25 protein-coding genes, 1 tRNA gene and 1 pseudogene are annotated in these 24,157 nt (G+C 58.8%); 6 read left to right on the top strand and 21 right to left on the bottom strand.

The genetic code is table 11. The features are described from left to right. The first annotated feature begins 6 nt into the window (after window positions 1–6). Both ACTZWY_RS12550 and ACTZWY_RS12545 read left to right on the top strand, forming a co-directional pair. The gene (locus ACTZWY_RS12550; protein WP_444791054.1) at window positions 7–657 is read left to right on the top strand and encodes a ferredoxin; all 651 of its coding nucleotides are present in this window, start codon (window positions 7–9) and stop codon (window positions 655–657) included. After that, entirely contained in the window at window positions 654–1,166 is a 513-nt protein-coding gene (locus ACTZWY_RS12545; RefSeq protein ID WP_444791053.1) for a SixA phosphatase family protein, read from the top strand. The genes ACTZWY_RS12550 and ACTZWY_RS12545 overlap by 4 nt, the downstream gene beginning before the upstream one ends. Here the strand turns inward: ACTZWY_RS12545 and ACTZWY_RS12540 are convergent. From ACTZWY_RS12540 to rplO, 13 genes are all read right to left on the bottom strand, one after another. Further along, window positions 1,154–1,867 carry an ATP12 family chaperone protein gene (locus ACTZWY_RS12540; RefSeq protein ID WP_444791052.1) on the bottom strand — a complete coding sequence of 238 codons (714 nt, stop codon included), beginning with the start codon at window positions 1,865–1,867 and terminating at the stop codon, window positions 1,154–1,156. The genes ACTZWY_RS12545 and ACTZWY_RS12540 overlap by 13 nt on opposite strands. Continuing rightward, window positions 1,864–2,526, bottom strand: coding sequence for an HAD-IA family hydrolase (locus ACTZWY_RS12535; RefSeq protein WP_444791051.1), 663 nt, complete (start codon window positions 2,524–2,526; stop codon window positions 1,864–1,866). The genes ACTZWY_RS12540 and ACTZWY_RS12535 overlap by 4 nt, the downstream gene beginning before the upstream one ends. Next, complete coding sequence (locus tag ACTZWY_RS12530) at window positions 2,523–3,560, bottom strand: RluA family pseudouridine synthase (protein WP_444791050.1); 1,038 nt, start codon at window positions 3,558–3,560, stop codon at window positions 2,523–2,525. The genes ACTZWY_RS12535 and ACTZWY_RS12530 overlap by 4 nt, the downstream gene beginning before the upstream one ends. Window positions 3,561–3,668: 108 nt before the next feature. Then, window positions 3,669–4,979, bottom strand: a complete 1,311-nt coding sequence (locus tag ACTZWY_RS12525; RefSeq protein WP_444791049.1) for a replication-associated recombination protein A — start codon at window positions 4,977–4,979, stop codon at window positions 3,669–3,671. Between the two features lie 47 nt (window positions 4,980–5,026). Next, window positions 5,027–6,412 carry a trypsin-like peptidase domain-containing protein gene (locus tag ACTZWY_RS12520; protein WP_444791048.1) on the bottom strand — a complete coding sequence of 462 codons (1,386 nt, stop codon included), beginning with the start codon at window positions 6,410–6,412 and terminating at the stop codon, window positions 5,027–5,029. Window positions 6,413–6,533: 121 nt separating this feature from the next. Beyond that, the gene (rplQ, locus tag ACTZWY_RS12515; RefSeq protein ID WP_439561582.1) at window positions 6,534–6,953 is read right to left on the bottom strand and encodes a 50S ribosomal protein L17; all 420 of its coding nucleotides are present in this window, start codon (window positions 6,951–6,953) and stop codon (window positions 6,534–6,536) included. Window positions 6,954–7,107: 154 nt separating this feature from the next. Then, entirely contained in the window at window positions 7,108–8,124 is a 1,017-nt protein-coding gene (locus ACTZWY_RS12510) for a DNA-directed RNA polymerase subunit alpha (RefSeq protein WP_444791047.1), read from the bottom strand. Window positions 8,125–8,238: 114 nt separating this feature from the next. Continuing rightward, window positions 8,239–8,628, bottom strand: a complete 390-nt coding sequence (gene rpsK / locus ACTZWY_RS12505; protein WP_274352291.1) for a 30S ribosomal protein S11 — start codon at window positions 8,626–8,628, stop codon at window positions 8,239–8,241. A 15-nt stretch (window positions 8,629–8,643) separates the two neighbouring features. Then, window positions 8,644–9,012, bottom strand: coding sequence for a 30S ribosomal protein S13 (gene rpsM / locus ACTZWY_RS12500; protein WP_444791046.1), 369 nt, complete (start codon window positions 9,010–9,012; stop codon window positions 8,644–8,646). Between the two features lie 186 nt (window positions 9,013–9,198). Next, window positions 9,199–9,531 carry a DUF6693 family protein gene (locus ACTZWY_RS12495; protein ID WP_444791045.1) on the bottom strand — a complete coding sequence of 111 codons (333 nt, stop codon included), beginning with the start codon at window positions 9,529–9,531 and terminating at the stop codon, window positions 9,199–9,201. A gap of 44 nt (window positions 9,532–9,575) precedes the next feature. Further along, window positions 9,576–10,220 (bottom strand): adenylate kinase, encoded by a 645-nt coding sequence (locus ACTZWY_RS12490; protein ID WP_444791044.1) that lies wholly within the window; start codon window positions 10,218–10,220, stop codon window positions 9,576–9,578. Continuing rightward, the gene (gene secY, locus ACTZWY_RS12485; RefSeq protein ID WP_444791043.1) at window positions 10,217–11,590 is read right to left on the bottom strand and encodes a preprotein translocase subunit SecY; all 1,374 of its coding nucleotides are present in this window, start codon (window positions 11,588–11,590) and stop codon (window positions 10,217–10,219) included. Before secY ends, ACTZWY_RS12490 begins: the two co-directional genes overlap by 4 nt. 104 nt (window positions 11,591–11,694) lie before the next feature. Beyond that, a complete protein-coding gene (gene rplO / locus ACTZWY_RS12480; RefSeq protein ID WP_444791042.1) occupies window positions 11,695–12,186 on the bottom strand; it encodes a 50S ribosomal protein L15 in 492 nt (163 codons plus the stop codon). A 390-nt stretch (window positions 12,187–12,576) separates the two neighbouring features. Between rplO and ACTZWY_RS12475 the strand changes: the two genes are divergently transcribed. Continuing rightward, window positions 12,577–12,888, top strand: coding sequence for an ETC complex I subunit (locus ACTZWY_RS12475; RefSeq protein WP_444791041.1), 312 nt, complete (start codon window positions 12,577–12,579; stop codon window positions 12,886–12,888). On the opposite strand, the gene ACTZWY_RS12470 is transcribed toward ACTZWY_RS12475, so the two are convergent. Beyond that, a complete protein-coding gene (locus tag ACTZWY_RS12470; RefSeq protein WP_444791040.1) occupies window positions 12,885–13,412 on the bottom strand; it encodes a hypothetical protein in 528 nt (175 codons plus the stop codon). The two genes, ACTZWY_RS12475 and ACTZWY_RS12470, sit on opposite strands and share 4 nt — an antisense overlap. Window positions 13,413–14,046: 634 nt before the next feature. Between ACTZWY_RS12470 and ACTZWY_RS12465 the strand changes: the two are divergent. Continuing rightward, window positions 14,047–14,760: pseudogene (locus ACTZWY_RS12465) on the top strand (ATP-binding protein); the annotation flags it as partial. Between the two features lie 26 nt (window positions 14,761–14,786). Here ACTZWY_RS12465 and ACTZWY_RS12460 read toward each other — a convergent pair. From ACTZWY_RS12460 to ACTZWY_RS12450, 3 genes are all read right to left on the bottom strand, one after another. Continuing rightward, window positions 14,787–15,272, bottom strand: a complete 486-nt coding sequence (locus ACTZWY_RS12460) for a TniQ family protein (RefSeq protein ID WP_444791039.1) — start codon at window positions 15,270–15,272, stop codon at window positions 14,787–14,789. A gap of 286 nt (window positions 15,273–15,558) precedes the next feature. Continuing rightward, entirely contained in the window at window positions 15,559–19,206 is a 3,648-nt protein-coding gene (locus tag ACTZWY_RS12455) for a vitamin B12-dependent ribonucleotide reductase (RefSeq protein ID WP_444791038.1), read from the bottom strand. 404 nt (window positions 19,207–19,610) lie between these two features. Further along, window positions 19,611–19,685: transfer RNA gene (locus tag ACTZWY_RS12450), tRNA-Gly, on the bottom strand. Window positions 19,686–19,859: 174 nt separating this feature from the next. On the opposite strand from ACTZWY_RS12450, the gene ACTZWY_RS12445 reads away from it, so the two are divergent. After that, window positions 19,860–20,057, top strand: a complete 198-nt coding sequence (locus tag ACTZWY_RS12445) for a hypothetical protein (RefSeq protein ID WP_444791037.1) — start codon at window positions 19,860–19,862, stop codon at window positions 20,055–20,057. A 204-nt stretch (window positions 20,058–20,261) separates the two neighbouring features. Here ACTZWY_RS12445 and ACTZWY_RS12440 read toward each other — a convergent pair whose 3' ends face one another. After that, window positions 20,262–20,897 (bottom strand): J domain-containing protein, encoded by a 636-nt coding sequence (locus ACTZWY_RS12440; RefSeq protein ID WP_444791036.1) that lies wholly within the window; start codon window positions 20,895–20,897, stop codon window positions 20,262–20,264. 133 nt (window positions 20,898–21,030) lie between these two features. Here ACTZWY_RS12440 and ACTZWY_RS12435 point away from each other — a divergent pair, with 133 nt between their 5' ends. Continuing rightward, entirely contained in the window at window positions 21,031–21,288 is a 258-nt protein-coding gene (locus ACTZWY_RS12435; protein WP_444791035.1) for a BolA family protein, read from the top strand. Here the strand turns inward: ACTZWY_RS12435 and ACTZWY_RS12430 are convergent, their stop codons facing one another. The 3 genes from ACTZWY_RS12430 to gatB form a co-directional block, all read right to left on the bottom strand. Next, the gene (locus ACTZWY_RS12430; RefSeq protein WP_444791034.1) at window positions 21,289–21,687 is read right to left on the bottom strand and encodes a DUF4177 domain-containing protein; all 399 of its coding nucleotides are present in this window, start codon (window positions 21,685–21,687) and stop codon (window positions 21,289–21,291) included. It lies immediately after the preceding gene. A gap of 95 nt (window positions 21,688–21,782) precedes the next feature. Next, the gene (locus ACTZWY_RS12425) at window positions 21,783–22,253 is read right to left on the bottom strand and encodes an acyloxyacyl hydrolase (protein ID WP_444791033.1); all 471 of its coding nucleotides are present in this window, start codon (window positions 22,251–22,253) and stop codon (window positions 21,783–21,785) included. Between the two features lie 201 nt (window positions 22,254–22,454). After that, on the bottom strand, window positions 22,455–23,969 hold the full coding sequence (gene gatB, locus ACTZWY_RS12420) for an Asp-tRNA(Asn)/Glu-tRNA(Gln) amidotransferase subunit GatB (RefSeq protein WP_444791032.1): 1,515 nt from the start codon (window positions 23,967–23,969) through the stop codon (window positions 22,455–22,457). Between the last annotated feature and the right edge of the window lie 188 nt (window positions 23,970–24,157).

Raw genomic sequence — 24,157 nt, 5'->3', positions numbered from 1 at the left:
TGACGCATGCCGCAGGTTCTGGGGCGCATTGCTGATATGGCGCAGGCACAGGCCCTTGCGGTAATGGGCAGCGTGGGGCGGGATCAGGCAGATTTGCCAGATGGCGTGCAAACGCTGGTTCTGTTGGGGCCGCATGAACCGGGATTTTGGCAGGTTTTTAAGGGCAGTCCCGAATATATGGATGGGGCACCCGACCCCATGGACCGCTGGTCGCGGCGCGTTATCGATGCCATGGCGCGGCAGCTTGGCGCGCGTGCCATTTATCCTTTTGGCGTTCAGCCGCCCTATCCGTTTTTCAGTTGGTCGCTGGCAACGGGTCGGGTCTGGTCGTCGCCGGTGCGGTTTTTGGTGCATGATGTGGCGGGGCTTTGGGCGTCGTTTCGCGGGGCTTTGGGGTTTGCCGACATATTGGACCAGCCGCCCCGTTCTGAACCCGTCTGTGACGATTGCGCGCGCCCCTGCGCCACGGCCTGCCCTGTGGGTGCATTGACACCGCAAGGCTATGATGTGCCCGCCTGCCACGCATTCCTGAACAGTGCGGATGGCCAGCGCTGCATGACCGGGGGCTGCGCGGTGCGCGCCGCCTGTCCCGTGTCGCAAACCTTCGGGCGTGTTCGTGCACAATCTGCATTCCACATGAGGCAGTTTCACCCATGACCCTACGCCTGATCCTGACGCGCCATGCAAAATCCGACTGGGACAATCCGCTGGATTCCGATCATGCGCGCCCTTTGAACGCACGCGGACAACGCGCGGCACCGGCAATCGGGCGTTGGCTGTCGGGGAATGGCCATCTGCCCGGCGAAGCGCTGGTTTCCGACGCGGTGCGCACCCGCCAGACATGGGATCTGGTGCGCGCCGAATTTCCCAAAACAGTGCCTACACGGTTTGAGTCGGCCCTATACCATGCCGGGCCGGATATCATGCTGCAGGTGCTGCGCAGCGCCAGCGCGGCCACGGTCATGATGGTGGGCCATAACCCCGGAATTGCAGTTTTCGCGCGCATGTTGTTGGGCAGCGCGCTGGCGCATCCTGAATTTGGCAGGTATCCGACTTGTGCAACCCTTGTAGCGGAATTTGACGCGCCAGACTGGCGGTCACTGCGTTACGGGACGGGGCAGGCCGTGGCGTTCATTGTGCCGCGCGATCTGGATCAGGCGGACTGAAGCGCGAAGTAAAACCGCGCAGCGTCCAGAAATGCCGCCTCTCGGCCTGCGGCCAGCGCGGAAGCTTCGTCATCTGCGCCCCATTGTTCGATTTGCCAGTCTTCATCCACGCGGGACGCGGCCCATAACTCTGGGGCTGTGGCAAACTGGTCCAGCGTGGCCAACCCTATGATCAATGACCCCGACATCGACACCAGATCATGAAAGGCAGTCAGTTCAAAGGCGCTCAGGCGGTCGACATCCGCATGCATGCTTGACAGCAGCGCGCTGGGCTGGGGGGCGTGCATGATGCCCGTATAGGTCACGGGCCGCACGCCATAGCGATGGGCGGCCCAGTCAATAAGCGGGTCCCAGGCCTGCGCTTCGCGGTTCACCAGTTCTTGCGGGGCTTCGGCGCGGTAACACACCAGATCACTGTCCCCATAGGCGGTGATGATCTCGGTCACTTCGGCCTTCTGGCCACGCACCTTGTCGATGGCGGCATTGGCCGCGCGTGTGGCGGGCATGGATTCGGGTTTGATAACATCGCCTTGCGCGCGCCATTCCTGCGCAATCAGGTCCGCGATGGCACGCGTGGGCACATTCAGCGGGGCCTTGGCCGGTGTTTTCAGCGACCGCCCGTCAAGGGTGACGGTAAACCCGTCATTGGTGGAAACCACGCTTGCATCTGTCCAGAAGCGTTTCTTTACCCAACCGCTCATGCTGCCCCCTTGGTCCAAACCTGTGCCAGCGCCAGCGGCAGTGACAGAAAATCATCCACGACCGGCACCCCCAGCGCCGTTGGCGCGTGGTAACCCCAGCTAACGCCCAGCCCATGCACCCCCGCGGCCCGCGCCATGTCCATGTCATAGGTGGTGTCGCCCACCATCACGGTATTTTCAGGCGCGATACCGGTTTCGCGCAAGCAGGCATGAATCATGGACGGATGAGGTTTTGACGGGTGGTCATCAGCCACCTGCAGCGTGGCAAACCGCCCCGCCCAGTCATGTGCCGCCACCAGATGGTCCAGCCCGCGCCGCGATTTCCCCGTCGCAATACCCAGCACGACATCGCTGCGCGCGGCCAGCGCGGCCAGCGTTTCGGCGGCGCCGGGATAAAGCGGGGACATATCCTGTGCGCGCAGCGTATTGAAGGCGTCCTTGTAGGCGCCCACAAGCCGGGTCTGTGCCAGTGCATCCAGATCAGGCGCAAGCCGCGCAATGGCGACAGGCAGCGACAGGCCCACGATGGACAGCACCTGTTCCCGCGCGGGCACATCGCGCCCCACACTGCCAAAAGCCTGCGCCATGGCCGCCAGAATATGGCCCTGACTGTCCACCAACGTGCCATCCACGTCAAAAATAACAAGGCGCTGCGTCATGCATCATCCTCGAACGGGTTTGCGGGCACTTCGCGCGGGTCCCAGCCAAATAGTTTCCAGCTTTGGGCCATGTGCTCAGGCAGGGGGGCTGTCAGGTCCAGAATGTTGTCGGTGACCGGGTGCATGATCCGCAACGAGCGCGCATGCAGATGCAGCTTGCGGCTGACCGAGCCGCCAATCCCAGCGCCCCAGCCATCGCCCAGATTTTCCTGCGCAGACCCGCCATATTTGCCATCGCCCATAATGGGATGGCCAATTTCGGCCATATGCGCGCGCAACTGGTGGGTGCGGCCCGTGATGGGCGACAGTGCCATCCATGCCGCACGCCCTGCCAGCCGTTCCAGAACCGCGAATTCGGTCATGGCACGTTTTGCGCCTTCGGTCTGGTCCACTTCGGCGGGGTGGATGCAGCGCATCTTTTCACCAGCGCCGCGCCCGCCGGTTTTCAGCAACCCGTAGCGGATGGTTCCCTTGTCCGGCTGGGGCACGCCTGCGACCAGCGCCCAGTAAATCTTGCGGGCTTCACGGTGGCGAAAGGCCTCGGCCAGACGGCGGGCCACGCGCGGGGTGCGCGCCAGCAGCAGCACACCAGATGTGTCCTTGTCCAGCCGGTGCACCAGAACGGGGCGGTCCTTGAACCCGAAGGTCAGCGCCTCGGTCAGGCCGTCAACATGGCGCGCGCCTTGTCCGCTGCCGCCCTGACTGGGCAAACCGGCGGGCTTGTTCAGCGCAATGATATGGGCATCCTTCCAGATGACCGCGCGCTGGATCATTTCCGCATCGGCGGGCGTTATGCCCGTTTTCGGGGTGGGGGGCGCGGCGGGGGTGTCGGGCAGGGGCGGAATGCGCACGGTCTGGCCCGCTTCCACGCGGCTGGACGCCTTGACCCGTCCGCCATCGACGCGGATTTCGCCCTTGCGGCAGGCTTTTTCAATCAGGATCTGGGTGATCTGCGGAAATTGCCGCTTCAACCAGCGATCCAGCCTTTGCCCGCCATCATCCGGCCCAACCTGTCTTGTCTGAACTGCGCTCATCATCGGCCCCTTGGCTGTGTGCCCCTTCCTTTTCCTGCCTTTGGCCTGTTGTCAACCGATAGCCCCACGGGGTGGGGTATCAACCAAAACACATAGGGCGCGCAGGGCCTATTTCCCGCGCTTGGCGCGCAGTTTGGCAAACCATGTCACGCGCTTGGACAATTCGCGTTCGAAACCGCGTTCTGCGGGCTGATACAGCACCGGACGCTTCACGTCTTCGGGGAAATAATCCTGCCCTGAAAACCCATCCTCGGCGTCATGGTCATAGGCATAGCCCTCGCCATAGCCTTGGTCCTTCATCAGCTTGGTGGGGGCGTTCAGAATGTGTTTTGGGGGCGGCTTGGAGCCGGTCTTTTTGGCCAGCGCCAACGCCGCTTTCCACGCGACATAGCCCGCATTCGATTTGGGCGCGAGTGCCAGATATGTGACCGCTTGCGCCAAGGCAAGATCCCCTTCCGGGCTGCCAAGGCGTTCATAGCTTTGCCATGCGTCCAGACATATGGCCTGCGCTTGCGGGTCAGCAAGGCCGATATCTTCAACGGCCATGCGGGTCAGGCGGCGGGCCAGATAGCGCGGGTCCTCGCCACCGTCAATCATGCGGGCAAACCAGTATAGCGCGGCGTCCGGGTCGGACCCGCGCACAGATTTATGCAAGGCCGAAATCAGGTTGTAATGCGCATCACCGCCCTTGTCATACTGTGCGGCACGCCGCATCAGGCGCTGGGCGAGGGCGTCGGTGTCCAGTTTGGCGGTGACCTTCCAGCCCATCACCTGCTCAATCAGGTTCAGCAGCGCGCGGCCGTCACCATCGGCCATTTCCAGCAACGCTTCGCGCGCGGGGCCGGTCAGGGGCAGGGGGCGGGCCAGTTCGCGTTCTGCGCGCCCTGCCAGCCGTTCCAGCGCGGCCAGTGTCAGGCGTTCCAGAACAATGACCTGCGCGCGTGACAAAAGCGCCGCGTTCAGTTCAAAAGACGGGTTTTCCGTTGTGGCCCCCACCAGGGTGATGGTGCCATCTTCCATATGGGGCAGAAAACTGTCTTGTTGGGATTTGTTGAAACGGTGAATTTCATCAACAAACAGCAAAGTGCCGCGTCCGTTCCGGCGGCGCAGTTTCGCCTGTTCAAACACTTTGCGCAAATCTGGCACGCCGGTGAAAATGGCGCTGATCTGGATGAACTGCATGTCGGTCTGGTCGGCCAGCAGGCGCGCAATGGTGGTTTTGCCAACACCCGGCGGCCCCCATAAAACCAACGACGCCAGATGGTCGCTGGCCAGCATTGCGCCCAACGGGCCATCCACGCCCAATGCCTTGTCCTGCCCGATAACGTCCGACAGTTTCGCGGGCCGCAACAGGTCCGCCAGCGGCCTGTTGGCGCTGGGCTGGGCAGTGTCTTTTGATTGGTCAAACAAGTCGGGCATGCGCGCAGGCTACGCCCATGCGGGTGCCAGTAAAAGCATGAAATGCGTCATATCCGATAGCGCAGCGAAACGCGCCGCCCATCGCGCAGAACGTCCATTTGCCAGTTCCGCGACTGGCTGGACGCAAGGCGCAGCACGTCATCTGTGCTGCGCACCTGTTCGCCGTTGATGGCCTGCACAATGTCACCCGTGCGCAGTCCCGTGCGGGCGGCGAAATCCTGAACGCTGGTGACAAGCACACCTTGCGCACTGGGCGGCAGGTTGAATTCCGCAATAACAGCAGGGTTGATGCGCGCAACGGACAACCCCCGCAATGCGGAGCGCCCGCTGATGCTGCGGGCCTGACGGTCCGGATTGTCAGGCGGGGCGATCAGGTCGATCTGCACCTGCTGCATATCTGCGCCGCGACGATAGACCAACGCCGAGGTTGACCCAATGCCCCGACTGGCCAGCCGGAACATCATTTCCGGGGCAGAATTGACCACTGCGCCGTCCACACTCAAGATAATGTCACCCGGCTGTAATCCCGCCATGGCCAAGGGGCTTTCGGGGTGCAGTTCCAGCAAGATGACACCTTCGGGAATGCGCTGGTCAACCGCTTCGGCCAGGGTCGCATCAACGGCTTGCGCGGTGACCCCAGCCCAAGGGCGCTGGAACCGTGTCTGCCCGTCGCGTGCCTGTGCCACCACCTGCGCCACCAGATTGGCGGGAATCGCAAAACCTATGCCATGCGACGCGCCCGAACGCGTGATAATGGCCGTGTTCACCCCCACCAACCGCCCGTGCATGTCCACCAGCGCGCCGCCGGAATTGCCGGGGTTGATGGGCGCATCGGTCTGTATGAAATAGCCGCGCCCCGACCCGACCGCGATACCCGAGCGCGCAAGGCCGGATATGATACCGCTGGACACTGTTTGCCCCACCCCGAACGGGTTACCAATGGCCAGCACCAGTTCGCCCACTTCAACCTGATCGGAATCCGCAAAATCCAGAACCGACAGATCGGTGGCATTGCGCAGCTTCAGAATGGCAAGGTCGCTTTCTTCATCGGTCAGGATGATATCGGCATCATATTCGCGCCGGTCATTCAGCACGACACGAATTTCGGTCGCATTGCCCACCACATGGAAGTTGGACACGACAATGCCATCGTCCGACACAATGACACCGGACCCCAGCGAATCTTGTACGCGCGGGGTGACTTGCCCGAAATTGCGGAACAAATCCCCGAAAAACGGATCATCAGCGAAGGGGCTGCGGCGTTGGGCAACAATGCGTTGGGCATAGATATTGACAACGGCAGGCGCTGCCTGACGCACGACAGGCGCGAAGCTTAACTGTATCTGGCCCTGTGTTTCCGGCACGGTCTGGGATGAAACCGCCACGGGAAACACAGTTGCACAGACGATTGCAAGCACAAGTCCAATGCGCATCCGGTGCATTCCTTCTCTTGAACCGACATCGCCCAAGATATAGGGACGCCCCCCCACCAAGTTCAACGCAAAAAGCCCGCACATCATGTGCGGGCTTTGCATATACGCGCGGGGCGCTGGCTTATTCTTCGGTCGCGTCCTCGGCCTCAAGGCGGGCCAGATCGGCAGCGCCCTTGGCAGACACGTCGCGTTCCACGAATTCGATAATCGCCATGGGTGCCATGTCGCCATAACGGAAACCGGCCTTCATGATGCGGATATAGCCGCCCTGACGGTCCTTGTAGCGCGGGCCCAGAATGTCGAACAGTTTGGCAACATCCTTGTCCTGCTTCAGCTGCGCAGCAGCCTGACGGCGCGCATGCAGATCACCGCGCTTGGCCAGGGTGATCAGCTTCTCGACGATTGGGCGCAGTTCTTTGGCTTTGGGCAGGGTGGTCTTGATCTGTTCATGTTCGATCAGCGAACCGGCCATGTTGGAAAAAAGCGCCTTGCGGTGCTCATGGGTGCGGTTCAGGCGGCGGTAACCTCTGGCGTGACGCATGTGATATCTCCTTTAACGTCGTCTTTTTTACTTTGTCCGGCTGTGGATTGCGTGACCACAACTCTCCTTGGGGCAGGTGCCCGGGGTGCGGGGGCGCGCTGACACGCGCCCTGCATTTCGTTATATGGGCGGGGCAATGGTTCGCCCCGACCTGTCAGAACTGGTCTTCAAACCGTTTGGCCAGTTCGTCAATATTCTCAGGCGGCCATTCTTCCACATCCATACCCAGATGCAGGCCCATTCCCGAAAGAACTTCCTTGATCTCGTTCAGCGACTTGCGCCCGAAATTCGGGGTGCGCAGCATCTCTGCCTCGGTTTTCTGGATAAGATCGCCGATATACACGATATTGTCGTTCTTCAGGCAGTTGGCCGAACGCACCGACAGTTCCAGCTCGTCTACTTTCTTTAGCAGAAGCGGGTTGAATTCCAGACCGTCATCAGCATCTTTTGCACCGGCGGCTTCGGGTTCGTCGAAGTTCACAAAGACCTGAAGCTGGTCTTGCAGAATGCGCGCAGCATAGGCCACAGCGTCTTCTGGTGTCACCGACCCGTCAGTTTCGATTTTCATCGTCAGTTTGTCATAGTCCAGAACCTGCCCTTCGCGGGTGGGTTGAACTTCGTAGCTGACCTTGCGCACCGGCGAGAAGATGGCGTCAATCGGAATCAGGCCGATGGGCGCATCTTCGGGGCGGTTCTTGTCGGCCGAGACATAGCCTTTGCCTGTATTGATGGTCAGTTCCATGTAAACGGATGCACCATCATCAAGGTGACAAATCACCAGATCCTTGTTCAGAACCTCGATCCCGGCGCTTGTTGTAATTTCGCCTGCTGTCACAACGCCCGGACCCTGCGCCGACAGGGACACGCGTTTTGGCCCTTCGACATCCATGCGCAATGCAACGCTTTTCAGGTTCAGAACAATGTCGGTCACATCTTCGCGCACGCCGGGCACGGAAGAAAATTCATGCAGCACATTGTCAATTTGAACGGATGTGATTGCTGCGCCCTGCAGCGATGACATCAGCACACGGCGCAGCGCATTGCCCAGCGTCAGGCCGAACCCGCGTTCCAGCGGTTCGGCGGTAACAGTTGCGATGCGGTTGACATCGGCACCTTGCTTGATGTCAAGCTGCGCAGGTTTGATAAGTTCTTGCCAATTTTTATGGATCATGGTCGCCTCCATTCCTGTTGCGTTGCCATGACCCAGCAACACAACGCCCGAGGATCTAGAATGACGTAATCGGGCCGCGCGGATGCGCGCAGCCCGACCTTGAAATCGTATAAATCAGACGCGACGGCGTTTTGGCGGGCGGCAGCCGTTATGTGCCATCGGCGTAACATCGCGGATCGAGGTGATGTTGAAACCGGCAGCAGCCAGCGCGCGCAGTGCCGATTCACGGCCCGAACCGGGACCCTGCACTTCGACTTCCAGCGTTTTGACGCCGTGTTCCTGTGCTTTCTTGCCTGCATCTTCTGCGGCCAGCTGTGCGGCATAAGGTGTCGATTTGCGCGACCCCTTGAAGCCCATTGTGCCAGCAGACGACCACGAAATCGCATTTCCTTGAACGTCGGAAATCAGGATTTTGGTGTTGTTGAAGCTGGAATTCACATGCGCAACACCAGCGGCAATATTCTTGCGGACCTTGCGTTTAACGCGGGTTTTATCACGAGCCATTTCTGAACCCTCCCCTTATTTCTTCTTGCCGGCAATGGCTTTTGCCGGACCTTTGCGCGTGCGCGCATTGGTATGCGTGCGCTGGCCGCGCACAGGGAGGTTGCGACGATGGCGCAAACCGCGATAAGAACCGATATCCATCATGCGCTTGATGTTCATCTGAACTTCGCGGCGCAGGTCACCTTCTACGGTGAAGTTGGCGTCAATATATTCACGAATCGCCAGCACTTCAGCGTCGGACAATTCATTGATGCGACGGGTCACGTCGATATTGACAGCTTCGCAGATTTGTTGCGCAAAGTTCGAACCGATACCATGAATGTAGGTCAGTGCGATGGGGACGCGCTTCCCCGTCGGGATGTTTACGCCAGCAATACGTGCCACGCGGGTCTTCCTTTCGTTGCGGTTCCGTAGTCCCAGAACCTTTTTTCACAACACGGGGGCAATGCCCGCGTGCATTCCAAACAAATCCGCGCCCCAAGGCAGGGCGCGATTCTGTGTATGAGTGTGTCGCCTATGCGGTTTCGCTGCAAAGGTCAAGGGCAAGCGTCGCTGCGCCGCAGGCCCATGTCAAAGCGGGATTGTCCGCGTGGCGTTCATCAAGCGTTTCATCACTGATTGCCAGTAAATCAGATAGGCCAGACCAAGGGTAAGAATGGTCAGAATCAGCCACAGCAGCGCGTGGCCCAGAATGTCGGTAAACCCGACATCGACGGCCAATTGGCCAATCTTGCGGCCTTCGCTGTCCAGAACATATGTCCGGTTTATGGGCGCTTTCAGGAAGTAATAGGGCAGCACAAACAGCGCCAAACCCAGGGTTACAACAGTCAGCAACACCCAGATCACCAGCTGGCCCAGGGCCTCGCCCACGGAAAATTCACATTTATAGGTCTGAGTATGCATAAGGTGCCATGAAAAAAGCAGCAGGGGCCACGGCCCCTGCATGATTATTTGTCAAGAATACCAGAGATCTGCGCGGAAACAGCCGCCATTTCGGCCATGCCGTCCACGCCTTCCAAACGCCCCTTTGCATAATAATAGCCCAGCAAAGGCGAGGTTTGTTTGTAATACGCCATCAACCGCGTGCGCAGCGCATCTTCCGTATCATCCGCGCGGCGCGCAAATTCAGTGCCGCCGCAGACATCGCAGACACCCGCAACCTTGGGCTGGCGTGTCGTGTCGTGATACACCTCGCCGCAGGTGGCGCATGTGAAACGCCCTGTGATGCGGGCCACCAATGCGTCGTCATCCACGCGCATTTCAATCACATGGTCAATTGCGCTGCCCTTGGACGCCATCAGCGCTTCCAGCGCGTCGGCCTGCGCCAAGGTGCGCGGAAACCCGTCAAAGATTGCGCCTGCGCCGTTCAGGCTATCCAGCTTTTCGGCAATCAGGCCAATGACAATCTCATCTGTGACCAACTCGCCGCGCGCCATGACATCCGTGACCAGATTACCCATTTCCGTGCCCGAGGTCTTGGCATCCCGCAGCATGTCGCCCGTTGACAGTTGCACCATGCCGCGCTCAGTCACAAGGCGCTTTGCCTGGGTGCCTTTGCCCGCACCCGGTGGGCCGATCAGAATGATGTTCATCGCCGTGCCGGTGCCTTCGGTTTGCCAGTGGTGCCGCGCCGCTTGCCCTTGCCGCGCAACTGCGATTTTTCAAGCAGCCCCTCATATTGATGCGCAAGCAAATGCGATTGCACACGGTTGATTGTATCCATCGTCACCGACACCACAATCAGAACGGATGTGCCGCCAAAATAAAACGGAATCGCCAGTTGCCCGCGCAGAATTTCAGGAAGCAGACAGACCGCCGCCAGATAGATGGACCCAACTGTGACAAGCCGCGTGACCACATAATCCAGATAATCCTGCGTGCGTTTACCGGGGCGGATTCCGGGAATAAACCCGTTCTGGTTCTTCAGGTTCTCGGCCACATCATCGGTCTTGAAGGACACGTTTTGCGTGTAAAAGAACGTGAAGAAAATGATCATCGCCGTAAAGAACAGCAGATAGGCGGGCTGGCCGGGGCCGAAATAGGCCAACACTGTGGCCATAAGTTCACTTTGCGAATTCCCCGAGAATGTTGCAACGGTTGTCGGCAGCAACAGCAGCGAGGATGCAAAGATTGCGGGAATCACGTTTGCGGGGTTCACCTTGATCGGCAGGTGGGATTGCCCGCCATCAAACACTTTCATCCCGACCTGACGGCGTGGATACTGGATTGTGATCTTGCGGATGGCGCGTTCCATGAACACCACGAAGGCAATCACTGCAACCATCATGACCACGACACCAATAATCACCGCGGGCGAAATGTCCCCCGACCGCCCCTGACTTAGGAATTGGGCCAGTGCAGCGGGAATTTCCGCGATAATGCCTACGAAAATGATCAGTGAAATACCGTTACCAATGCCGCGTTCGGTGATCTGTTCGCCCAACCACATCAGGAACATGGTGCCGCCCACCAGCGTGATGACCACTGCCGCACGGAAAAACCAGCCCGGATCAGTGGCCAGATCGCCTGCTTCCAGCGACACGGCCAGACCGTAGGATTGCCCCAGCGCCAACAGCACTGTCAGATAGCGGGTATACTGGTTCAGCTTGCGCCGCCCCATCTCGCCTTCTTTTTTAAGCTGTTTCCACGGCTCATACATCGCGCCGACAAGCTGCACGATAATGGCGGCCGAGATATAGGGCATGATCCCCAGCGCAAAAATACCCATACGGCTGATGGCGCCGCCGGTGAACATGTTCAGCATGCCGCCGATGCCCGCCGCCGCTTCATCCATGAATTCCCGCAAGGCCAGACCGTCAATGCCGGGAACCGGAATATAGGTGCCGATGCGATAGACGATCAGCAGCCCCAGCGCGAAAAAGATGCGTTTGCGCAGGTCGGTCGCCTTCGCCAGCGCCCCCCAGCTTGTATTGGCCGCGAGTTTGTCAGCAGCAGATGCCATGCTCGTCTCTCTCTTACATGTCAGCGCCGCCGGACCGGGGTCCCGGTCGGCGGCGCGAAAACCCTATGGGGTGATGTAAGCGGCGCAAGCGCCGGTCACAACCATTATTCGGCTGCCGCCGCGTCCTTTTTCGGTGCGGGCGTCAGAATTTCGACCGTTCCGCCAGCTTTTTCGACAGCATCCTGCGCTGTTTTGGACACGCCCGTTACCTGCAGATTGATCTTCGTGCTGATCTCGCCTTTGGCCAGAACGCGCACGCCGTCACGCTTGCGACGCACCAGACCGGATGCGATCAGCGCATCTTCGGTGATGGTGGCGCTGGCGTCCAGCTTGCCTTCAGTGATGAATTTTTCGATCAGGCCAAGGTTGACCACAGCAAAAGCCTTGCGGTTTGGCTTGTTGAAGCCGCGCTTGGGCAGACGCATATAAAGTGGCATCTGGCCGCCTTCATACGACTTGATCGCCACACCGGAACGCGAATTCTGGCCCTTGATACCACGGCCACCCATTTTACCCTTGCCCGAACCGGGGCCACGGCCAACGCGCATGCGTTTCTTGGTTGCGCCTGGATTGTCACGAAGTTCATTCAGTTTCATGTCGCCATCTCCTTTGCCGGAAAGCCCCGTCAGCGACGAATCAGGGCCACGCGGCGTTGCGTATAAAATACCGGGGCAAAAACCCCTGCGGGGCGTATAGACAGGTTGCGGGGGTGTTTCAAGTCACTCTCACATCTCGGGCAGATTGAGATTCCGGTGGCCCGAGGCGCACAGGCCGGGCTGTGGTCCGGGATATGCCTTGTCGCGCAGCTTATGTGCCTGCATGCGGTCAGAAAGCTGGGGTCGGCCCGAACGGCCAACGCCAGGTTCTATCTTGCGGAGGGCTGCGCTTTAATACCTGCACTGCACATATGTGCGGCGGGCCGCGTCCATGCTTGCATCGTGGCCCGGTTTCGCGCATATAACAGGCGTCAAAACAAGAGGTTTGCCATGCGTGCCCGTATTTACCGCCCTGCCCGCAATGCCATGCAGTCCGGCACGGCCAAAACCCATCAGTGGGTGCTGGAATTCTCACCTGCGCAGGCGCGCAAGATCGACCCGCTTATGGGCTGGACCAGTTCGGGAGATATGGACGCACAGGTGAAACTGCGTTTTGACAACCGTGACGACGCAGAAGCTTACGCACGCGCACATGGAATTGAATTTAACGTCATCGAACCGAAAACCCGACGTCCAAACCTGCGTCCCGGCGGCTATGGCGATAATTTCGCCACCAACCGCAGGCAGGTCTGGACGCACTAGTGTTTGTAAATCGGGGTTAAGTTAGCACGAAATCGGGCAAAGATTTCGCCGTCACTCGTGGAGCTTCCGCATCTTGTGGTGCGTGGTGCGGCTTCCACAAGATATATTAATTTCTCGTGCTGCCATTCATTTTCTATGAACGGCACGACAAGCTCCGCCCAGCCTATTTCATTTTTCTGCCCCACGCGCCCCAGCCAGAAGATGAAGCGGTTTCTTGTGCTGTCTGACATGGAGCGCAGGGCGGAACGCATTTCCGATCGGGTCAACCCTGCTGGTTCATCGGGTTGAAAAATCCGCATCCAGCCAAGCCACTCGGCTGCAATCTTTGCAAGGTCGCGGTCCCATGAAAAACCTTCCACCCATGGAAAAACATCGACCAACAGGGGTTTGATCAATACTGCGAGTGGAGAAATTGGGACCCTACCAGAGTGCAAGAACCCGTTCCATGCGGGTTCTGCGGCTGGATGATCGAAGGCAAGCAATGGGATCAAGCGTCGCTCGGTCCATTCCGGGTCTATGAACATCAGCCAATTCAGCCTTTGGCATGTGACCGCGACCGCGTGATCCGACCCTGCACCCGGAGATGCAAACAGACGTTCGAGCCTTGTTTTTATGTGTCTGGGAACGAGTGATCCTTCCGCTTGCGTTTCGCCGGGTGTTGATTGTCACTGAGACCTGACCCGGCAACAGCAGAGATTGTCATTGAGAATTGACCCATGTGCAACCTTGCCCCTGCGCAAAGCAGTCGGGGGCTTTGGGAGTGATAGACATGGGATTTTTGAGGATTATTCGGAAATGGGCGTTGCGGGACGAGATGCCCATTCGCGAGATCGCACGGCGGACGGGCGTATCGCGGATCGAAGCCGTTGGTCGCCATCGGTTCCAGACCGACGGCTGAGAGATCAAGAGGTATCTGCGGGAGGGGATCGTCGAGCCCAAGTTTCAGACACCTGATCGCCCAAGCAAGATCGATCCATACGCGGCGCGGCTGACAGACTGGCTTGTGGCCAACCAGCGCAAGACGCGTAAGGATCGCCGCACTGCGAAGGAGATGTATGAAGAGCTCGTGGGGCTTTGATATGACGGATCCTACGAGCGCGTCGCGGCCTTTGTGCGTATGGGCCGGGCCAGAAATTGATCCGGGGGGGGGCTGTTGAAGAAGTCGTCTCACTTCCGGCTTACAAGGACCTCTCGGGATATGATTTTACCGCCAGCGACATCCGTGAAGGCTTGGTCCGCCAGCTCCATCGCTGTGAGTTCCTGGATGGGGCTGAGAATGTGGTGCTGATCGGGGGGCCGGGAACAGGGAAATCCCATGTTGCGGTCGTGCTGGAAGCACGCCTTTGGCGTGACCCTCGGCATTCAGGCCATCGAGCATCATCGTAAGCGCGTGCGCTTCTTCTCGACGGTCGAACTGGTCAACGCGCTGGAACAGGAAAAAGCCCAGGGCAAGGCCGGGAAGATCGCCGAGGCGCTGGTCAAAACCGACTTGGTGATCCTGGACGAGCTGGGATACTTGCCATTCAGCGCCTCTGGCGGGGCCTTGGTTCGTCGGGGAATTGCGTTCGGGGGCAAATCATCCCCCGGATAATTTGCTTTTCCCCTTCACGCCCGGATCAATTCCTGATCCTCCTCACTCCATCTTCTCGAGCCAAACTCTACGAGCGCACCAGCGTCATCATCACCACCAACCTGAGCTTCAGCGAATGGGCGAGCGTCTTTGGTGACGCCAAGATGACCACCGCGCTTCTCGAGCGCCTCACCCATCGCTGCCACATTTTGGAGACTGGCAACGACAGCTACCGCTTCAAGGCCAGCTCCGAAACGGCAAAAAAGAAACGGAAGGAAACACCAGCATTGACCCCAACATGACACGCAGAACATAATAACCGGGTGGGTCAGTTCTCGGTGACAATCAACAGTTTCCAGGTTCGGTTGAACTCATGATTGACCCCGGCTTCGGGTGGGTCGACAAGGAAAAGGCGATGTATCGGGCAAACCTTGAAAGGGGCGATCGACCATGCCATCCGGGCATACGCGTTAAAGGCTGTCGTTTCGGTCAATTCCGGACCGATGTCTGACCGCAGACAAGCCGGACAGACCCGCAACTTCCCCCGCAGGAGCCGCTTTTCCCGCAGGGTCATATTCAACAACTTTGTATTCTGGGCGTCGATGCGTCGGAAGCTTTGGGCGAATGCCAGTTCTGGATCGACCCCCAGCACCTTGGCGACCTTCGTGATCGTGTCCCGATGCCCTTTGTGAAAAGACCCAAGCGAAACCCCGACATCCCGGACCAAATCCTCGGCACCGGACAGCCCGAAGGATCGCGCCGAGCGGCTCACGAAACTGACGAAAGTCTCGTCGGATTGGAAATGGAGTTTCACCGGAAAACTTGACCTGTTTGTTGGAATCGCAGCCGATCTTACAGCATCAGATGGCCGGCCCCAACCGTTCCGGGGGGGGTATCGCCGCCGGAATGGCAAAGCGGGCGGAGTTGCCTCCGCCCGCTGGGGTATTTTGCCGGAAAACAAGGCCCCGGAGTGAAGAAATCCAATTCAAGACGTTGATATTGCTTCACAAATTGAGGATTTTCCCCGCATTATTTTTCGCCGCAATTTCGAAATTTCGTACAAAATTCCGAAATCTGACACAATCATTTTCATGTCCTCCTCAGCTACACCCGCTCGTCCCGCCGCAGGTGTTGCATTTCATGCATGTCCCGTTGCGCACCAATGTGTAGTTGCCGCATTCACCGCAGGGGTCGCCTTCATAGCCTTGCATGCGGGCCTTGGCGCGCGGGTCCATGGTGGCGACGGTCAGGGTCTCGGACTGGCTGGTTTCCAATGCCACTGCCGTGGTGCGGTCCGTTGCATAGGCCGTGACGGATTGGCCGCCTTGCAGCACTGTCAGTTCATGCGGAAGCCGTTTGCGCAGATAGCCGGTTGAACTGATCTGCCGCAGCACTTCCAGCGAACGGGATGCGGCATCGTCGGACAGTTCCGCCACATTGCGCACGCCTTCATGTTCGCCCGCGCCCAGATCGTCGAAACTGGTGCCTGTGGGTTTCACATGGGCCAGATCGGTGCGGTCCAGATAGCTGACAGCCAGTTCGCGGAAGATGTAATCCAGAATGGACGTGGCATTCTTGATGCTGTCATTGCCCTGCACCATGCCCGCCGGTTCAAACCGGGTGAAGGTGAAGGCATCGACGAATTCTTCCAGCGGCACACCATATTGCAGACCAACCGACACAGCGATGGCAAAATTGTTCATCATCGCACGGAAGCCGGCACCTTCCTTGTGCATATCGATGAAAATCTCGCCCAGCTTGCCATCGGTATACTCGCCCGTGCGCAGATACACTTTGTGGCCGCCAACAACGGCTTTTTGGGTATAGCCCTTGCGGCGTTCAGGCAGTTTTGCGCGGTCGCGGCGAATGACTTCCTTGATGATGATCTTCTCAACGATCTTTTCGGCCAGAACCTGCGCTTTTTCCTGCGTGGACCCGCTTGCCAGAATTTCCTCGGCTTCCTCATCATCGTCAATCAAGGCAGCGGCCAGCGGTTGCGACAGTTTGGACCCGTCCCGATACAGCGCATTCGCCTTGATGCCCAGCGACCAGCTGAGTTCATAGGCCGCCAGCGTTTCTTCGATTGTGGCGCTGTTGGGCATGTTGATGGTTTTGGAAATCGCGCCGGAAATGAACGACTGCGCTGCCGCCATCATGTAGATATGGCTGTCCACAGACAGGAAGCGCTTGCCTTTCTTGCCGCAAGGGTTGGCACAATCGAAGATCGAAATATGCTCGTCCTTCAGGTGTGGCGCGCCTTCCAGTGTCATGGTGCCGCAGACATGGTCATTGGCGGCGTCAATCTGTGCCTTGGTGAAGCCCAGATGGCGCAGCAGGTCGAAGCCGGGGTTGTTCAGCTCGGCTGCCGGAATGCCCAGCGTTTCGCGGCAGAATTCCTCGCCCAGGGTCCATTGGTTGAACACAAACCGGATATCGAACGCTGATGGCAGGGCTTTTTCGATCTTGGCAATCTCGGCCTGGCCAAAACCATGGCCAATAAGGCTGGTATGGTTGATGCCCGGTGCCTGCCCAAGGCTGCCATGGCCCACCGCATAGGCGATAATTTCAGCGATCTGCGCTTCCTTATAGCCCAGTTTGCGCAGGGCGGCGGGCACTGACTGGTTGATGATCTTGAAATACCCGCCACCGGCCAGTTTCTTGAACTTGACCAATGCGAAATCGGGTTCAATGCCGGTGGTGTCGCAATCCATGACCAGCCCGATGGTGCCGGTGGGCGCAATCACGGTGGATTGTGCGTTGCGGTATCCGTGTTTCTTGCCCAATGTCAGGGCTTCATCCCATGCGGCGCGCGCAAGGTCCACAATCCGTGCATCGGGGCAGTTGGCCGCATCCAGCGCGACAGGGGCCACGTTCACCGCTTCATAGCTGTCATCGCCATAGGCGGCGCGGCGGTGGTTGCGGATCACACGCAGCATGTGATCGGCGTTTTTCTTGTAGCCGGGGAACGCGCCCAGTTCTGCTGCCATTTCCGCAGATGTGGCATAGCTGACGCCGGTCATCAGCGCAGTCAGCGCCCCGCACAGCGCGCGGCCTTCGGCGGAATCATAGCCAAAGCCCATATTCATCAGCAATCCGCCAATATTGGCATAGCCCAGCCCCAGTGTGCGGAACTCATAAGACCGCTGCGCAATTTCCTTGGACGGGAATTGTGCCATCATCACACTGATTTCCAGTGTGATGGTCCACAGGCGGGTGGCATGCATGTAGCCTTCGGCGTTGAAGCTATGGCTGTCATAGAATTTCAGCAGGTTCATGGATGCAAGGTTGCAGGCCGTATCATCAAGGAACATGTATTCGCTACACGGGTTGGACCCGCGAATCGCGCCATCTGCTGGGCAGGTGTGCCATGCGTTGACGGTGTCGTGAAACTGAATGCCCGGATCGGCGCAGGCCCATGCGGCATGACCCACCTGGTCCCACAGATCGCGCGCCTTGATGGTTTTGGCGGGTTTGCCATCGGTGCGGCGCAGCAATTCCCAATCGGAATCATCCTTCACGGCCTTCAGAAACGCATCTGTGACGCGCACAGAATTGTTCGAATTCTGGCCGGACACAGTGATATAGGCTTCTGAATCCCAATCGGTGTCATAAGTCGGGAATTCGATGCTGTCATAGCCCTGACGGGCATATTGCAGCACACGCGCGGTGTAGGTTTCGGGGATCATGGAATTTTTGGCCGCCTTGATGGCCGCCTTCAATGCGGGGTTCTTTGCCGGGTCAACGGCATCCTCCGTGCTGCCATCCCATGCCCGGATTGCGCCGAAAATGTCATTCAGACGCGCCGAGTGCAGTTTGGAACCGGCAACCAGCGAGGCGACCTTTTGTTCTTCGATCACCTTCCAGTTGATGAATTCCTCGATATCGGGATGGTCCATGTCACAAATGACCATCTTGGCCGCGCGGCGCGTGGTCCCGCCCGACTTGATCGCGCCTGCGGCCCGATCACCGATTTTCAGGAAACCCATCAACCCGGAGGATTTACCGCCGCCCGACAGTTTCTCACCTTCACCACGCAGTGAGCTGAAGTTGGTTCCTGTGCCGGAACCATATTTGAACAGGCGCGCTTCGCGCACCCACAGGTCCATGATCCCGCCTTCATTGACCAGATCATCGCTGACAGACTGGATGAAGCAGGCATGGGGCTGGGGGTGTTCATAGCTGGATTTTGACTTCACCAGTTTATGGGTGAAGGGGTCTACATAGAAATGCCCCTGGCTTGGGCCGTCGATGCCGTAAGCCCAATGCAGGCCGGTGTTGAACCATTGCGGGCTGTTGGGGGCTGCCATCTGTGCGGCCAGCATGAAGCGCATTTCGTCGAAATAGGCGCGCGCATCGGACTCGGTTTTGAAATAGCCGCCCTTCCAGCCCCAATAGGCCCAGGCACCCGCCAGCCGGTCAAAAACCTGCTTGGCCGATGTTTCGCCCACGAAGCGTTCATCTTCAGGCAATTCGGCCAGTGCTTTTTCATCGGGCACCGACCGCCACAGGAATTCCGGCACGCCCTTTTCGGCAACACGTTTCAGGCGTGCAGGCACACCCGCCTTGCGGAAATATTTCTGCGCGATCACATCAGACGCGACTTGCGACCAGGTGGCGGGCACTTCTACCGCGTCATTGCGAAACACCACTGTTCCGTCGGGGTTGCGAATCTCTGACACGGTTGTGGTGAATTCCAGCGCCGCATAGGCGTCTTGTCCTGCATTGGTAAAGTGCCGCTCGATGATCATCTGCCTGACGTCCCTTTTTTCGCTTCACGGTTTTACGGGTCATGCCCGCTTGAATTTGCCGCAATTTCAAGGGGCAGGGGCCAGACATGGCACAAAACGCGGGTTTCACCGGTGGTGTTTCCCGGTGTTTTGCGTATTGGCTTTTCCTATTCCCTGTCCCGTTGCCCACCTTCATGTCGTGGATGGATTCACTACATCTAGTGGGTCTTGCGGCGACATCCACAATCTGACGTATGAAGGGGGTGTCCGTCAACGGAAATATTTGCGCGTTTAGATTGAAAAACATCTTGACCTTTTTGCGACGGCCATCATCACGGGCGGGCACAAAAGGGGCATGTAGGGTGTGGGGGGAATCCGGGGCGAAAAACGAAAAAGGCGGCCCGAAGGCCGCCTGTTTTCGAAATTGGAGCGGGCGATGAGATTCGAACTCACGACCCTAACCTTGGCAAGGTTATGCTCTACCCCTGAGCTACGCCCGCCCCGTTCTCGGTAAGCGCGATTTACAAACTATCCTTTCCCGCCGCAAGAGGGAAAAGCCGATAATCCGCTAAATTTTCATCTGGCTGTCAGAATTCGCAGCGATAACCAATTCATAAGCTTCCGCGTCCACACTGGAAGCAGGGGATTCGTCCCCAAACATGAAAGGGATTGTCATGCCTGAACGTGACGCAACGGATAGTGCATTTTCTAATCGCCGGATCACGGTCACAGACATCATCACCGACTTGCGCGCCATACGCCAGTTGGAGGGGGTTCTTGACGGTCTGGATATCGCTGCCAATGCGCGGTCGGGCCAGGCGGGCAGCGCGCTTTCTGGCGTATGGCCGTGGTCATCCCGCCGCGCAGGGTGACCGGCAAGGCGGGGGGGGACTGGACGAAAGCCTGTGTTGCGCCGGGCCGTGACCGCAGATCACTGCACATGACGCTTGCCACGGGCCGGACGGGTGCGCCGCGTTTGCGGCGTGGCCTGTGCCGGTCGGGGGATTGGCCGTCAGACCATCAGCCCATGTCCGCCGCGCGGTATGCCTTGCACGCCGCGCGATTCGTCAAGCCCGTCAGTCGCGGAAATTCCGGCTTTCCTTGATCTGGTCCCATGCCCAGACGACTTCTTGCAAACGGTCCTCGTCGGTTCTGGCACCGGCATTGCGGTCGGGATGCAGGTCTTTCACAAGGCTTTTATATTGCTTCCGAATCTCCGGTCGGGTCCAGGTGTCGCGGGCGTCCAGTATCTCCAGCGCGCGCCGTTCGGTCGGCGGCAGCTTGCGTGACGCCGCGCCGCTTGTGGGCCTGCCGGGGTTGCGCGTGGCCTTGTCGCCCAGCACCTGATGGGGGTCTTCGATGCCAAGGCGTTGCCATGCCATGCGTTCGTCCTTGCTGCCCAGTGGCTGCGTGGCGCGCCCCCAAACGCGGTCATGTTCCATCGCGTCCAGCATTTCGGTTTCGCTCTGCCCATCAAAGTAGTTCCACTTCAGGTTGTATTCGCGGGCATGTTCCTTGCAGAACCAAAGGTATTCGTTCAGTTGGTCCGGCGATTTCGGGCAGCGATACTGGCCGGACTCCTCGCAGCCGGGATGTTCGCATTGCCGGACAGAGGTTTCCCACGCCCCCGACATCCCACGCCGCCCGCGCGTGCGTTTTTTCTTGTCGCTGGACGCGCGAATATCAAAATCAAAAGGGGATTTGCGATCCATGCCTAAAACCTGCTGTTGCCTGTGTCTGATCTTGGTCGGGTATTTGTCGTGAAAATGCAGCGCAGCCCTTTCCGACTCGGAGGCAGCAGCTTAGTTATATTTTCGTCAGGTTAGAAGAGGGCTGTGTGAAACCATGCATATTCGTGATCAGATCGAGGCAAATCTGCAAGCGGCGTTCAAGCCGGTGCAGTTGCAGGTCGTCGATGACAGCGAAAGCCATCGCGGGCACGCGGGGTGGCGCGAAGGCGGGGAAACCCATTTCAATGTTGTCATCCGCGCAGATGCGTTTCGTGACCAGTCCCGACTGGCGCGCCACCGTGCGGTTCATGCCGCATTAGGTGCGGAGCTTGTGGCTCGCATTCATGCGCTCTCGCTGGATATTGGGGCCTGATCAGTATTCGGGGGTGTCGTTGCGCGGCGCGTTTTCACGAAATTGGGGTTCGCGGCGCGATTCGTGTATCGGGCGCGGCCCTGATTGAACGCCAAGCGCCGGTTCCGCAGGCAGGGTTGGCGATACGCGGGTTTCTGTAAATTGCGGATGCTCTGCCAGCGTTTCCGCGCTTGGCCTGCGAAACACAAGCATGTTGTTGTGAACAGTCGTGGTGCCAGTCAGGCCCTTGCGTTCCTCGCTGGGCAGACAGTCCGCGCGCCAGTATTCCCACCCTTCGCGGGCCAGATCATTCAGCAGAAGTGTCAGCTGATGGGCATACCGTTCGGCAGGGGTTTTCAGCCCTTTGACCTTCTGTCCCTTCACGGGGGCGGGCACTGCAAGATATTCATAAGACTGCATGGCATTCCTGTCTTTAACGCGTTACCAACTGGGGCATAGCCCTTGCTGCGTGTATGGTAGACCGCAGCAAGGTGCAACAATATGGCCCTTGACGATCAGCGCAATGGCACAGTCGTGAAAAGATAGGCGGTGTTCAGCCCTGGATTGGGTTTGTAAATGGCCGCACTGGAACGGTGGTCCAACCCGATGCCGAATTCCATGCCCGAAGCGGTGGCCACACCCACGTCAAGCGCTGTGCGAAACTGCATAGGCCCGCCCATATTGCGCCCGCTGCCGCGTTTGTGAATACCGGCCATGCCTGTAAACCGGGCGAACAGGCCGCTGTCCTGGGCGCGCCATGTATATGCGGCCCCTATGCCCACATAGCCGGAATTGTTGCGCGCCAATGACAGGCCGACAACGGGCTGCAACCCCCAGAAATACGGTTCTCCGATGTAGCGAAGCTGGGCTTCGGCGGAATTGACCGAAAACTGGGTTCCAACGCTGCCAAACACCCGGGGGCTTTCGGCAAGGGCGGGCGAGGCGACAAGCGCAAGCGCGACAAGCGCGGATTTCAACAGGTTCATGTTATACAACTCGACTTTTTGGGCGCATGTTCTGCGCCGGGATGGTGTGCTGCTCTGGTGGTGCGGCGCGGTTAAAACCCGTGACGCGACGCTACCGGATACGCCAAAAACGGGTTTCAGACAATGAAATCACAAACACCGCCCGGAGGCGGTGTTTTTTTTGCAACTATTCCGTGTCCGCGCAGCAGCCCCTTGCGGGTGCTACAGGCCCAGTTTCGCCGCGACAATTTCGTTCACGGCTTGGGGGTTGGCCTTGCCGCCCGTGGATTTCAGGACCTGCCCGACGAACCAGCCTGCCAGTTTGGGGTTCTGTTTTGCCTTTTCCACCTGCGCGGGGTTGGCTGCAATAATATCATCCACAGCCTTTTCAATCGCGCCAGTGTCGGTCACTTGTTTCAGGCCGCGGTCCTCCACGATCTGCGCCGGATCGCCGCCTTCGGTATAGATGATTTCAAACACATCCTTGGCAATCTTGCCCGAAATATCGCCTGATTTGATCAGCTTGATTATTCCCGCCAACTGCTCGGTGCTGACAGGGCTTGCGCTGATGTCATGCCCTTCTTTCTTCAGGCGGCCGAACAATTCATTGATGACCCAGTTTGCGGACAGTTTGCCATCGCCGGCCGCTTCTGCCACGGCCTCGAAGAATGCGGCATTGGTCACATCGGCGGTCAGCACGCTGGCGTCATAATCCGTCAGGCCGAAATCGCGCATGAAACGCGCCTTCTTTTCGTCGGGCAATTCCGGCAGGCTGGCGGCAATGTCATCGACCCACGCCTGTTCAATTTCCAGCGGCAGCAGGTCGGGGCAGGGGAAGTAGCGGTAATCATGCGCTTCTTCCTTGGACCGCATGGACCGTGTTTCGCCGCGGTCCGGGTCATACAGGCGGGTTTCCTGCACCACGCTTCCGCCATCTTCCAAAATGGCAATCTGGCGGCGGGCCTCATAGTCAATTGCGGCCTGAATGAAGCGCATGGAATTCATGTTCTTGATTTCACAGCGCGTGCCCAGATGGCCGAAATCCTGCGTGGCCTGATATTTTTCATACTGGCCGGGGCGGCAGACAGACACGTTGACATCAGCGCGCAGATTGCCGTTTTGCATATTCCCGTCGCAAGTGCCCAGATAGCGCAGGATCTGGCGCAGCTTGGTGACATAGGCGGCCGCTTCTTCCGGCCCGCGAATATCGGGGCGGCTGACGATTTCCATCAGCGCGACACCGGTGCGGTTCAGGTCCACGAAAGACATGTTCGGGTCCATGTCATGAATGCTTTTGCCCGCATCCTGTTCGACATGGATACGTTCAATGCGCACCAGACGCGCAATCCCCGGTCCCATTTCCACCAGCACTTCGCCTTCGCCCACCAGCGGGTGGTATAACTGGCTGATCTGATAGCCCTGTGGCAGATCGGGATAAAAATAATTCTTGCGGTCAAAAGCAGACCGCAGATTGATCTGCGCTTTCAGCCCCAGCCCGGTGCGCACGGCCTGTTCAATGCAAAATTCGTTCACGACCGGCAGCATGCCGGGCATTGCGGCATCCACGAAGGCCACGTTGGAATTGGGTTCCGCGCCGAAGCGGGTCGAGGCCCCTGAAAACAGCTTTGACCGGCTGGACACCTGGGCATGAATTTCCATACCGATGACCAGTTCCCATTCTCCGGTTGCGCCGGATATGGTTTTGATCTCGGGTGCGTCATAGGTCAGATCAAGCATGGGTGCATATTCCTGTGGCTGTCCTGCTTGTGCCTTCTAGCGGCAGTGCGCGCGCGCAGCAAGGGGGCGGCTTGGGCAAGGTTTCGCCTATTGTGGGGGGGGCGCGGGGGCGTGAATTGTGTTTCAGTGCCGAATCGGACACTGCCGCGCTGCAGCGCAGAAGGGCGCTGTGCAACCTTCGGATATCA

The organism is Roseinatronobacter sp. NSM, from assembly GCF_052379845.1.
Taxonomy (GTDB): domain Bacteria; phylum Pseudomonadota; class Alphaproteobacteria; order Rhodobacterales; family Rhodobacteraceae; genus Roseinatronobacter.
Note: the sequence above shows the minus strand (reverse complement) of the source record. Positions and strands in the feature narration are given on the sequence as shown.

What these genes read in the sequence shown, in the direction of transcription:
- ACTZWY_RS12550 (WP_444791054.1), top strand. Translation starts at nt 7, where the DNA reads ATGCCGCAGGTTCTGGGGCGCATTGCTGATATGGCGCAGGCACAGGCC.
- ACTZWY_RS12545 (WP_444791053.1), top strand. Translation starts at nt 654, where the DNA reads ATGACCCTACGCCTGATCCTGACGCGCCATGCAAAATCCGACTGGGAC.
- ACTZWY_RS12540 (WP_444791052.1), bottom strand. Translation starts at nt 1,867, where the DNA reads ATGAGCGGTTGGGTAAAGAAACGCTTCTGGACAGATGCAAGCGTGGTT.
- ACTZWY_RS12535 (WP_444791051.1), bottom strand. Translation starts at nt 2,526, where the DNA reads ATGACGCAGCGCCTTGTTATTTTTGACGTGGATGGCACGTTGGTGGAC.
- ACTZWY_RS12530 (WP_444791050.1), bottom strand. Translation starts at nt 3,560, where the DNA reads ATGAGCGCAGTTCAGACAAGACAGGTTGGGCCGGATGATGGCGGGCAA.
- ACTZWY_RS12525 (WP_444791049.1), bottom strand. Translation starts at nt 4,979, where the DNA reads ATGCCCGACTTGTTTGACCAATCAAAAGACACTGCCCAGCCCAGCGCC.
- ACTZWY_RS12520 (WP_444791048.1), bottom strand. Translation starts at nt 6,412, where the DNA reads ATGCGCATTGGACTTGTGCTTGCAATCGTCTGTGCAACTGTGTTTCCC.
- rplQ (WP_439561582.1), bottom strand. Translation starts at nt 6,953, where the DNA reads ATGCGTCACGCCAGAGGTTACCGCCGCCTGAACCGCACCCATGAGCAC.
- ACTZWY_RS12510 (WP_444791047.1), bottom strand. Translation starts at nt 8,124, where the DNA reads ATGATCCATAAAAATTGGCAAGAACTTATCAAACCTGCGCAGCTTGAC.
- rpsK (WP_274352291.1), bottom strand. Translation starts at nt 8,628, where the DNA reads ATGGCTCGTGATAAAACCCGCGTTAAACGCAAGGTCCGCAAGAATATT.
- ACTZWY_RS12495 (WP_444791045.1), bottom strand. Translation starts at nt 9,531, where the DNA reads ATGCATACTCAGACCTATAAATGTGAATTTTCCGTGGGCGAGGCCCTG.
- ACTZWY_RS12490 (WP_444791044.1), bottom strand. Translation starts at nt 10,220, where the DNA reads ATGAACATCATTCTGATCGGCCCACCGGGTGCGGGCAAAGGCACCCAG.
- secY (WP_444791043.1), bottom strand. Translation starts at nt 11,590, where the DNA reads ATGGCATCTGCTGCTGACAAACTCGCGGCCAATACAAGCTGGGGGGCG.
- rplO (WP_444791042.1), bottom strand. Translation starts at nt 12,186, where the DNA reads ATGAAACTGAATGAACTTCGTGACAATCCAGGCGCAACCAAGAAACGC.
- ACTZWY_RS12475 (WP_444791041.1), top strand. Translation starts at nt 12,577, where the DNA reads ATGCGTGCCCGTATTTACCGCCCTGCCCGCAATGCCATGCAGTCCGGC.
- ACTZWY_RS12470 (WP_444791040.1), bottom strand. Translation starts at nt 13,412, where the DNA reads ATGTTCATAGACCCGGAATGGACCGAGCGACGCTTGATCCCATTGCTT.
- ACTZWY_RS12455 (WP_444791038.1), bottom strand. Translation starts at nt 19,206, where the DNA reads ATGATCATCGAGCGGCACTTTACCAATGCAGGACAAGACGCCTATGCG.
- ACTZWY_RS12445 (WP_444791037.1), top strand. Translation starts at nt 19,860, where the DNA reads ATGCCTGAACGTGACGCAACGGATAGTGCATTTTCTAATCGCCGGATC.
- ACTZWY_RS12440 (WP_444791036.1), bottom strand. Translation starts at nt 20,897, where the DNA reads ATGGATCGCAAATCCCCTTTTGATTTTGATATTCGCGCGTCCAGCGAC.
- ACTZWY_RS12435 (WP_444791035.1), top strand. Translation starts at nt 21,031, where the DNA reads ATGCATATTCGTGATCAGATCGAGGCAAATCTGCAAGCGGCGTTCAAG.
- ACTZWY_RS12430 (WP_444791034.1), bottom strand. Translation starts at nt 21,687, where the DNA reads ATGCAGTCTTATGAATATCTTGCAGTGCCCGCCCCCGTGAAGGGACAG.
- ACTZWY_RS12425 (WP_444791033.1), bottom strand. Translation starts at nt 22,253, where the DNA reads ATGAACCTGTTGAAATCCGCGCTTGTCGCGCTTGCGCTTGTCGCCTCG.
- gatB (WP_444791032.1), bottom strand. Translation starts at nt 23,969, where the DNA reads ATGCTTGATCTGACCTATGACGCACCCGAGATCAAAACCATATCCGGC.